An 8,332-nucleotide genomic window follows, 5' to 3' on the forward strand; every position below is an offset into this window, starting at 1 on the left:
AAAAATGATGAATATTACCATTTCAAATCTCTACGATAGCGATTATCAACTTTGGTTAGAGTCCACTATCAACCAATTGCGTCAAGGGGATTTTCAAGCAGTAGATTGGCAGAATTTATTAGAGGAGTTGGCAGATTTGGGAAAAAATAATCGACGAGCGCTTAAGAGTCTCTTAACTCGACTTTTAGAGCATTTACTAAAGTTAACTTACTGGCAATCGCCACGAGATTACAATCAAGCAGCATGGAAAAAAGAAATCAGAAATTTTCGCCTACAAATTGCCGATCTTTTAGAAGATAGTCCCAGTTTAAAGTCCTATTTAAGAGAAATTTTAGCGAAATGTTATCTCGATGCTCGCCATCTGATTATTGACGAAACCCAATTAGATGCCAGTATTTTCCCTGTGGAATTGTTAGCTAGTCTAGAGGAGATTCTCGATCAAAATTGGCTGCCGGATTTTGGGGAGACATAAATCTTCCCAAGCAACCTAAAGATTAGCTTCACCTACCCGGTTTACAGACGTTATAGTCCTCGTGAGAGATGACCGCTTCTGGGACGAGGAGATTGCCGTGGTCGCGACAGATGAGGCGATAATTGCGGGTAACGGGGATACTGATAATAAAGCGATCGTGTCGCAATCGTTTACCGTGGAAATCTCGATAATTGCGGTGATTTTGCAATCCTTGCAGGATTTCCCTAGCTTTAAGTACCACATTTTTCGGTAATTCCCGCAGATCGATCGGATCTTGGGAAAAAGTGGCTTCCCAAGCATTTTTTTGACGTTTTCTTTCTTCCCAAGCGGCATCTAGTTGAGCGCAATGATGGCAGACTTGGCCATAACCCTTGTGACCACAGGGAAACTTCTTCTTTCTTCTGGACATAATACCATCTGTCTGTGAGGCTGTGAGGGAGTATTCAAAAGCGGTAAAGCTTGCTTCACTTTTGGCAGATGGAGAAGAAAGTCTTTACCTAGTGATTATCTATACTTACCAGCATACAGGGATCGATCCCCGGTGTGGCGATTGACCGGCAAGAAAGTTTATCTTCGTTAGTTGAGGCTGCTGTCATCGACAAGATTAAGGCTGCTTAGAATAATTCCCATTCTTGGGTTCTTAAGCGTTTGAGAATGGCCAAACGGCTACTAAAATAATTGCCACAGAGACGACTATAATCGGTTAAACGCAGGTTATTTAAGCTAATTGACCAAGACCAAATATAGGCCGCTTGGGTGAGATACTGAAGACAAGATAATTCACCATCGGTTAAAGGCACTGTTTCATCGTAGCCTTGGATGAAACCATGGCGAACCTGGCGATTTAAGCCGGATTGTAGGGAAACTTGCAGAAATTTAGCGATATCAAAAACTCGCCAACCATAACCGCACTGATCGAAATCAAATAGGGTCATCTGATTATCAGGGGTGATATGCACATTACCACTATGAGGATCGCCCCAACAAATGCCCCAATAGGGAGATTCTCTCGGTAATTTAGCGGTTTCTTCCTCTATTTCCCCAATGGTTTCTAAGACACAGTCTAGGTCGCTCGGTCGTTGGTGCAGAAAAGGTGCGATAATTTGCAGGGAATCGTCGAGAAGATATTTGAGGTTGAGGGGATGACGATAGGCTAGGGGTTGAAAATCTGCTGTCACCCGATGTAAATTAGCCACGATCGCCCCCAAATGATAGGCTTGTTCTATATCTATGTCCCCAATAGCAATTCCTCCAGGAGCATAGGGAAAAAGGACGGCGTAACGTTTCCCTTCCGGAGCATTAATTTCTAGGGATAAATCACCGTTTTTGCTGCGAATTGGGGCGGCGACGGGAACCTGAGAGCGATCGAGATAATCTAATAATTCTAACTCGAAGTCTATTTCCATTTTGCTGCGCCAATGGCAGTGAGATACGCGCAAAATGTAGGGAGTTTTCAGGGTTTCGAGGAGATACACATCACTTAAACCCCGATGCCAAAATTGACAATTTTTCGGTACATCAATCTCGTAACGAGAAAAAACTAAATCTGCTAGGGCAGCAGGAGCAAGAGTGGAGTAGAGTGTGGGAAAAGTCCATTCTCCAGTCCGAAAATTGGCAGCGGGAGAACTAGAAGGCAGTAAATTGAGCGAAGCCAGAAAAGTCGTCACGGTTCCCTCCCGATGCAAGTATGGACAACGCTCGCATCATCCTATTTTATAGCCCACATATATTACAAATTGGTTCGAGCGCTCCGTATATTTCGCTACATTCCTCTGACTTGAAAGAGGGTGTAGGGTGTAGGGTGTGGGGTGTAGGGAAAGAAACCTCTTTCATCTGTGGGGGTGAAAATTTTTTCATCGGGACTGACTCCTTACCCCACAGTTAACTTTACTTTTGTCCAACTACTTATCAGTACCCAAAAAATTAATATAGGAGCTGCTGAAAAAGTCTTTGAGTGGCAACGCCGGAACAGTTTTTGATGCTTTAACACCTACTTACTAACCGCCGATTCTAACATAGTAATTGTTCCCCGATTAGCATCAAATTCTACTGCAATACCAATAGCTAGAGTCTCGATAATCTCCAAATGTCCGATCATCAAACCTAAACAAGCGGGAATTTTTAAGGGTTGGATATATTCTCGGATCACTTCTTCTAAAGTCAGGGAACCATAGTCACTATCGGCGCCACAATTGCTACATTGACCGAAGATAAACCCAGCTAAATTATCGAGAATTCCCGCTAATTTTAATTGATTTAACAGGCGATCTATTTCATAAATATCTTCACCAATATCTTCTAAAAATAGGATAGCACTGGTAAAATCTGGTAGATAGGGAGAACCTGCGATCGAGGCTAAAGTGGTTAAATTACCACCGATTAATTTACCTTTTGCTTGACCTTTAGTAATAGGTTGAATCCGATTTTTTACCCGCATTAAACGATTGGCATCATCGGGATCGGGAATATTTCTAAAAGTCAACTTTTCCCCAGAAAATAAAACCTGTCGAAAGCTTTCAGTTTGAGCGGTGCGCCAACTAGAAAAGCCATTGGGAGCATGGAAAGTAACTAAACCAGTTTTGGCATAAATAGCTAATAATAAAGAAGTTATATCACTAAAACCACAGATAATTTTCGGATGACGGCGAATTAAATCGTAGTCGAGATAAGGTAATAAACGAGCACTTCCCCAACCGCCGCGAATTGGTAAAATTAAGGCAATATTATCATCGGCAAAAAATTGATTTATATCCGCGGCTCGCTCGCTATCTTTACCGGCTAGATAACCATAACGATCTAAAGCGTGTTGACCAACTTTTGGGACTAATTTTAAAGCTTTAACTGCTTCAATAACTATATTCAAATCATCTTCTTTAAAAGTTGCCCCCGCCGGACTAATAATACCCACTCCGTCCCCCGGTTGTAGATGTGGCGGTTTAATTAGAGGAAAATTATTGCTAATAACTTTTCTGGTAATTAGGGAAAAACTAACAGCAGTTAGGGCGGAATTAGTGAGAAATTGACGGCGCTTCATCCTGATAGTTTTTAGAAAAATTGCAAGGGAAACAAGAATTTAGGGATTACTGCTCAGAAAAAAAGTTTTCACATATTTCTGGTTTTACCCCCATGAGTTTAATCGATTTTCTATTCCCTCAACTTTTCCCGTTAACACCGCTTGCCCTACCTTTAAATCCGTCACATCTTTTTGTAACGAATCGATTTTTCCCTCCATCCGCGTCAAGATAGTTTCTAGGGAATAAGTAACCGTTTCCTGAGATTGATTCATTTGTTCAAGGCCTTTTAGTTAATTGTTGCCCTAGAAAAGCAATTATGCTTCGGATTTTGCCATATCGCGAATGATATCACCGCGAGTGATAATACCAATTACTTTGTGGGTTTCTTCCTCAATCACCGGTAAACGACGCACATGACGATCATACATTAACGAGGCCGCTTCTTTCAAAGGGCGATCGGCTGTGATACTAATAGGTTTATCGGTCATTACTTCCCCCACGGTTTGACCGAGAGCTTTATGGAGTAATTTCTCGTGACGGCTAGGATTTTGTAGATAGATGACACTATCGAGGAGCATAATGTAAGGAGGAGCTTCTACTCCCGTTTCCTGCCACATAAGGTCAGTTTCGGAGATAACCCCAATCAGTCGTATATTGTCATCCACCACGGGTAAACCACTAAACCGCTTTTCGGCCAAAATCTTCACTGCTTCAGACAGAGAAGTGTTAGCGGTGACGGTGATGGGATTGGGAGTCATGATATCGGCAACTGTTTTCGTCATCTTAGCGACCTGCGATAATAATGCTTTCTGTCTCCATCTTATCATTAGGCTAATCAGTCACCGCTTAATTATGACTATTCTTAAATCTTCGGGCGAGAAAATGTTCTAACATAAAAAGGAAATGGGATATTCATTTAGTTAGTTGACAAGGAAAAAGAAAAATGATCGCTCAACCTCAATACCCAGAAAGAATGACCCCGGAAGAGTATCTAGAATGGGAAGCTACACAGGAATGTCGCCATGAATACATTGATGGGGAAATTATCGCCATGACTGGGGGTAGTCTGCCTCATAATGATATTACCTTGAATTTTTACACTGCTTTAAGACTTCATCTCCGTCCGCGAGGCTGTCGGGTGAATGTATCTGATGCGAAAGTACAAGCTAATAATAGTCGTTATTTTTATCCCGATTTGGTGATTAGTTGCGATTCTAGGGATAGAGAATCTCGTAATTTTATTCAACATCCACAAGTGATTATTGAAGTGCTTTCCCCTAGCACAGGAAACTATGATCGCACCAAAAAGTTACAATATTATCGTCAGATTGCCAGTTTACAAGAATACGTTTTAGTCGATGCCGAATCGATCAGTGTTGAGGTTTATCGTCGCGGTGAAGATAAAATTTGGTTTTACTGCGCTTATAGTCAAGGGGAAGAAATTATTCTATCTAGTCTCGATTTTCACTGTGCGATCGAGTTACTCTATGAAGGGATAAGTTTCGATTAAAGAAAGTTTACAAAAAGGTCAAACATTCCTAGACTTAAAATAAATACGTCCCGATTTTTTCGATAAATTCTATGTTACCGCCCCTATTAGTCCTTGATCCCTTGTTAGAAAACTGGTTACGAGAAGATCTCGGTAGAGGCGATCGCACCACCCAAGCAATTTTCTTCGGTCATGCTAAAATTGGTCAAGCTAGTTGGATTGCCAAAGAAGCGGGAGTTATTGCCGGTTTACCCGTAGCTGAAAGAGTTTTTCAACTGCTTAACCCCACTATTCACTTTACCTCCACCGTTGCCGAGGGGGAATTTTGCCCCAAGTCTAAAGTTATTGCTGAGATAGAAGGTTCCCTCGATGCGCTGTTAATTGGGGAAAGAGTCGCTTTAAATCTTGCCATGCGCTTGAGTGGGATTGCTAGTGCCACTCGTCAGTATGTGGAGAAAATTGCCGATTTATCGACAAGATTGGTGGATACTCGCAAAACTACCCCCGGATTGCGAATTTTAGAAAAATATGCCTCCAGTATCGGTGGCGCTATTAACCATCGTTTGGGCTTAGATGATGCAATTATGATTAAAGATAATCATATTCAAGCAGCGGGCAGCATTGAGGAAGCAGTGCGTCGTGTACGGCAAAATATGCCCTATCCTCTCACAATTGAGGTAGAAACCAGCCAATTAGAAGAAGTGAATCAGGCCCTGCAGCAGCAGGTAGAGATCATTATGTTAGATAATATGGATTTAGAGATGATGCAAACTGCTGTGGAGATGATCCGCAATTTTAATAGTAAAACCAAAATAGAAGCATCGGGAAATATTACCCTCGATCGCATTCGCAACGTTGCCGAAACAGGAGTAGATTATATTTCCACTAGCGCCCCGATTACCCGTTCTACTTGGTTAGATATTAGTATGAGAATTGATTAAAAAGCTATATCAGTGATCAGTTATCAGTTATCAGTGGGAATTATGAATTATGAATTGGGGAGAATAAATAAAAATAATCTCCCGTCTCCCGTCTCCTGACTCCTGACGACCGACTCCTGACTCCTATCTCCTGACTCGGAGAATACTGACTGCTAACTCCTGACTCCTGACTCCTATCTCCTATCTCCTATCTATTGTAACCTCGATCGCATCGCCAATATTTAGGTGTAATTGCTTTTGGGCGCTACCACTATTGACGGCAATTTCTAACCCCCCGTGACTACCGATAAAAGCAACTATTTCTCCGGAAGGAACATCACTGTAGGTGTTTTTTGCGGGGATAATTTTTGGCCCCAACTGCACCGACCAATTTTTTCCCTCTAGGAGATAATCGGGAATATTGCTGATTAAATTGCCGAAAATGTCAATATATTGAATTTGACCCCTGATTTTATCTTCCTCGATTTGCGGAACAGCGATCGCTAATTGTTGCAAGCTATCGGGATCAATAATCTCACCTAACATTTCTAGGGGTACTCCCCGGGACAAATAAGCGGCCACAGGAGCAAAAATATCACGACCATGAAAAGTAGTGCTAGGGTTAGGGGTGCGCCAATAGGAAGAATTATCGAGATTAACGGCAGATATAGCGGGAGATTGGCTTAAAATGCCACTAAATAAACCATTATCTGGACCAACTAAATAACCACCGGCAAAACGAATCCCTACTCCGCGTCTTTTGCTTCCTACCCCCGGATCTATAACTGCCAGATGAATAGTGCCTTGGGGAAAATATTGATAGGCATTCAGGAGGATAAAACGACCAGCGTAAAGGTCTTGGGGCGAAATTTGATGATTCAGATCGATCGTGCGAGCATGGGGGGCAATTCCCGCGATTACTCCCTTGATAATGCCCACATAACCGTCCTGTAGTCCAAAATCGCTAGTAAGGGTTATCAGTGCCTGTTCCGTCATTGACTTGTCACTATGGTTGCCAACAGCTTTAATAAATCTTAACGCTAAATTCAGTAGCTAAAGATACAGTTTCCTAAGGAGAATGTTATGATTTAGATATAAGGTAAGTTAAGTCGCTCAAAAGTCTGTCCACCATGAACAAAAATCGTCAGCAAGTCCTAACACAGGCCACCGTGGCCCATAGGGAAACACTCCGCAGAAATTTACAACACCGACTGGAAGTAGCTAGAGCGCAGGGAAATGAGGCTCTAGTGCGTCAATTGGAAGCAGAGGCGGCCTATTTGCACCTTCGTTAGATTTAATCGGTGTTTAGCCATAGTCTAGTTGTCGGTTTCTAGTGATCGGTATGCCGATCACTTTTTTTGGGCGAATTTTTTTAAAAAAATTGCCGATATCTCCACTGGCAATCCTTAAAATAGAAGGAACAGCAGTTTAGAGATCAAATAATTATGGCTTTTTTCCGGCAATATATCGCCCCGCTCCTGACTATCTTCGTGTTTTTAGTTGCTCTGGTTGCCACTGGCATCCGGATTTTTTTACCGGCAGATTTAGCGGCACCCGCTCCGATCGAGCCATCCCTGGGCATAATTTTCTCTTATCCTTGGCATGGCTAACCTTCCCGAAGATTATCGGCTGCGACTGGGAAAACCGAGCGATCGCTATCTACTAATTAATTTTCTCACCCGCAGCTATCAAGAATTTTTTCCCGAACAAAAAAACCTCTCCCATCTAGCTGATACAGTCAGACAGTTTTTTTGCCTCGATACTCCCCTGTGGATCGTCGAAGGACAACAAACGGCGATCGCTTGTCTCTGGATGGGGAGCGCCGTCGATCAGGTGACAGGCGATCGCTATGGTCATATTTTCCTAATTTACGTCGATCCCCAGCATCGTCGCCAAGGTATCGCCAGCGCACTAATCGATCGAGCTAAGGATTGGGCAAAAAGTCGCGGACAAACCCGCATCGGTTTACAAGTCTTCATCAATAACGACAATGCTCTCAATCTCTACCAAAATCTCGGCTTTCAAACTCGCTCTTTGCTGATGTTGAAAAATATTTAAAAACTGTCAGGAGACAGGAGATAGGGTGATAGGGTTTTGGGGTGATAGGGTTTTGGGGTTTTAGTTCAATTTCCCCACTTCCCCACTTCCCCACTTCCCCACTTCCCCACCTCCCCAATTCATAATTTATAATTTATAATTACCACTTCCCCAACCCCAGACATACCTATAGAGATGGCACTGTCAGCATTAATTATTCCTGATCGAGCCACAAAGGGTAAAATTTGGGAAACACTGCAATAGACCTCTTGCATAAATCCGAAAACAAACGATAGAAACAATAATGGGAGGGACTTTCAGTTAATTATTTATTAGTAGTTGATAATCTTCAAAAATGTTGCTGTACAAGGATCGACTTAAGACTTTTGCAAGAGGTCTA

At 42.4% G+C, this 8,332-nt stretch carries 12 protein-coding genes and 1 pseudogene; 6 read left to right on the forward strand and 7 right to left on the reverse strand.

The annotated features are described in order from the left end of the window. The first annotated feature begins 4 nt into the window (after positions 1-4). On the forward strand, positions 5-472 hold the full coding sequence (locus tag O9300_RS03610; RefSeq protein ID WP_287970118.1) for a DUF29 domain-containing protein: 468 nt from the start codon (positions 5-7) through the stop codon (positions 470-472). Positions 473-500: 28 nt separating this feature from the next. On the opposite strand, the gene O9300_RS03615 is transcribed toward O9300_RS03610, so the two are convergent. The 6 genes and pseudogenes from O9300_RS03615 to O9300_RS03640 all read right to left on the reverse strand — a co-directional run bounded on the left by O9300_RS03615 (position 501) and on the right by O9300_RS03640 (position 4,268). After that, positions 501-881: a DUF7682 family zinc-binding protein gene (locus tag O9300_RS03615; RefSeq protein ID WP_002747647.1), complete on the reverse strand. Its 381-nt coding sequence runs from the start codon at positions 879-881 to the stop codon at positions 501-503. Positions 882-1,086: 205 nt separating this feature from the next. Then, positions 1,087-2,139 (reverse strand): phosphotransferase enzyme family protein, encoded by a 1,053-nt coding sequence (locus O9300_RS03620; RefSeq protein WP_287970106.1) that lies wholly within the window; start codon positions 2,137-2,139, stop codon positions 1,087-1,089. Positions 2,140-2,185: 46 nt separating this feature from the next. After that, entirely contained in the window at positions 2,186-2,329 is a 144-nt protein-coding gene (locus O9300_RS03625; RefSeq protein WP_287970108.1) for a hypothetical protein, read from the reverse strand. 133 nt (positions 2,330-2,462) lie between these two features. Then, positions 2,463-3,506: a S66 peptidase family protein gene (locus O9300_RS03630; RefSeq protein ID WP_287970110.1), complete on the reverse strand. Its 1,044-nt coding sequence runs from the start codon at positions 3,504-3,506 to the stop codon at positions 2,463-2,465. Positions 3,507-3,593: 87 nt separating this feature from the next. Beyond that, positions 3,594-3,758 (reverse strand): annotated as a pseudogene (locus O9300_RS03635) (polyhydroxyalkanoate biosynthesis repressor PhaR); the annotation flags it as partial. 42 nt (positions 3,759-3,800) lie between these two features. After that, positions 3,801-4,268 (reverse strand): CBS domain-containing protein, encoded by a 468-nt coding sequence (locus tag O9300_RS03640; RefSeq protein ID WP_002765452.1) that lies wholly within the window; start codon positions 4,266-4,268, stop codon positions 3,801-3,803. Positions 4,269-4,429: 161 nt separating this feature from the next. Here O9300_RS03640 and O9300_RS03645 point away from each other — a divergent pair, with 161 nt between their 5' ends. Together O9300_RS03645 and nadC are read left to right on the forward strand one after the other, a co-directional pair. Next, positions 4,430-4,996 carry a Uma2 family endonuclease gene (locus tag O9300_RS03645; RefSeq protein ID WP_287970112.1) on the forward strand — a complete coding sequence of 189 codons (567 nt, stop codon included), beginning with the start codon at positions 4,430-4,432 and terminating at the stop codon, positions 4,994-4,996. A 71-nt stretch (positions 4,997-5,067) separates the two neighbouring features. Then, positions 5,068-5,916 (forward strand): carboxylating nicotinate-nucleotide diphosphorylase, encoded by an 849-nt coding sequence (gene nadC, locus O9300_RS03650; protein WP_287970113.1) that lies wholly within the window; start codon positions 5,068-5,070, stop codon positions 5,914-5,916. A 180-nt stretch (positions 5,917-6,096) separates the two neighbouring features. Here the strand turns inward: nadC and O9300_RS03655 are convergent, their stop codons facing one another. Further along, a complete protein-coding gene (locus O9300_RS03655) occupies positions 6,097-6,891 on the reverse strand; it encodes an SAM hydrolase/SAM-dependent halogenase family protein (RefSeq protein ID WP_287970114.1) in 795 nt (264 codons plus the stop codon). Between the two features lie 134 nt (positions 6,892-7,025). On the opposite strand from O9300_RS03655, the gene pirA reads away from it, so the two are divergent. The 3 genes from pirA to O9300_RS03670 all read left to right on the forward strand — a co-directional run bounded on the left by pirA (position 7,026) and on the right by O9300_RS03670 (position 7,953). Beyond that, on the forward strand, positions 7,026-7,187 hold the full coding sequence (pirA, locus tag O9300_RS03660) for an arginine synthesis PII-interacting regulator PirA (RefSeq protein WP_002733724.1): 162 nt from the start codon (positions 7,026-7,028) through the stop codon (positions 7,185-7,187). 153 nt (positions 7,188-7,340) lie between these two features. Then, on the forward strand, positions 7,341-7,505 hold the full coding sequence (locus O9300_RS03665; RefSeq protein WP_002760035.1) for a DUF8624 family small hydrophobic protein: 165 nt from the start codon (positions 7,341-7,343) through the stop codon (positions 7,503-7,505). Beyond that, positions 7,498-7,953 carry a GNAT family N-acetyltransferase gene (locus O9300_RS03670; RefSeq protein WP_287970116.1) on the forward strand — a complete coding sequence of 152 codons (456 nt, stop codon included), beginning with the start codon at positions 7,498-7,500 and terminating at the stop codon, positions 7,951-7,953. The genes O9300_RS03665 and O9300_RS03670 overlap by 8 nt, the downstream gene beginning before the upstream one ends. Positions 7,954-8,332 lie beyond the last annotated feature (379 nt).

Origin of the sequence: Microcystis sp. LE19-195.1E (assembly GCF_027532095.1) — a bacterium.
GTDB classification, from domain to species: Bacteria; Cyanobacteriota; Cyanobacteriia; order Cyanobacteriales; family Microcystaceae; genus Microcystis; species Microcystis aeruginosa.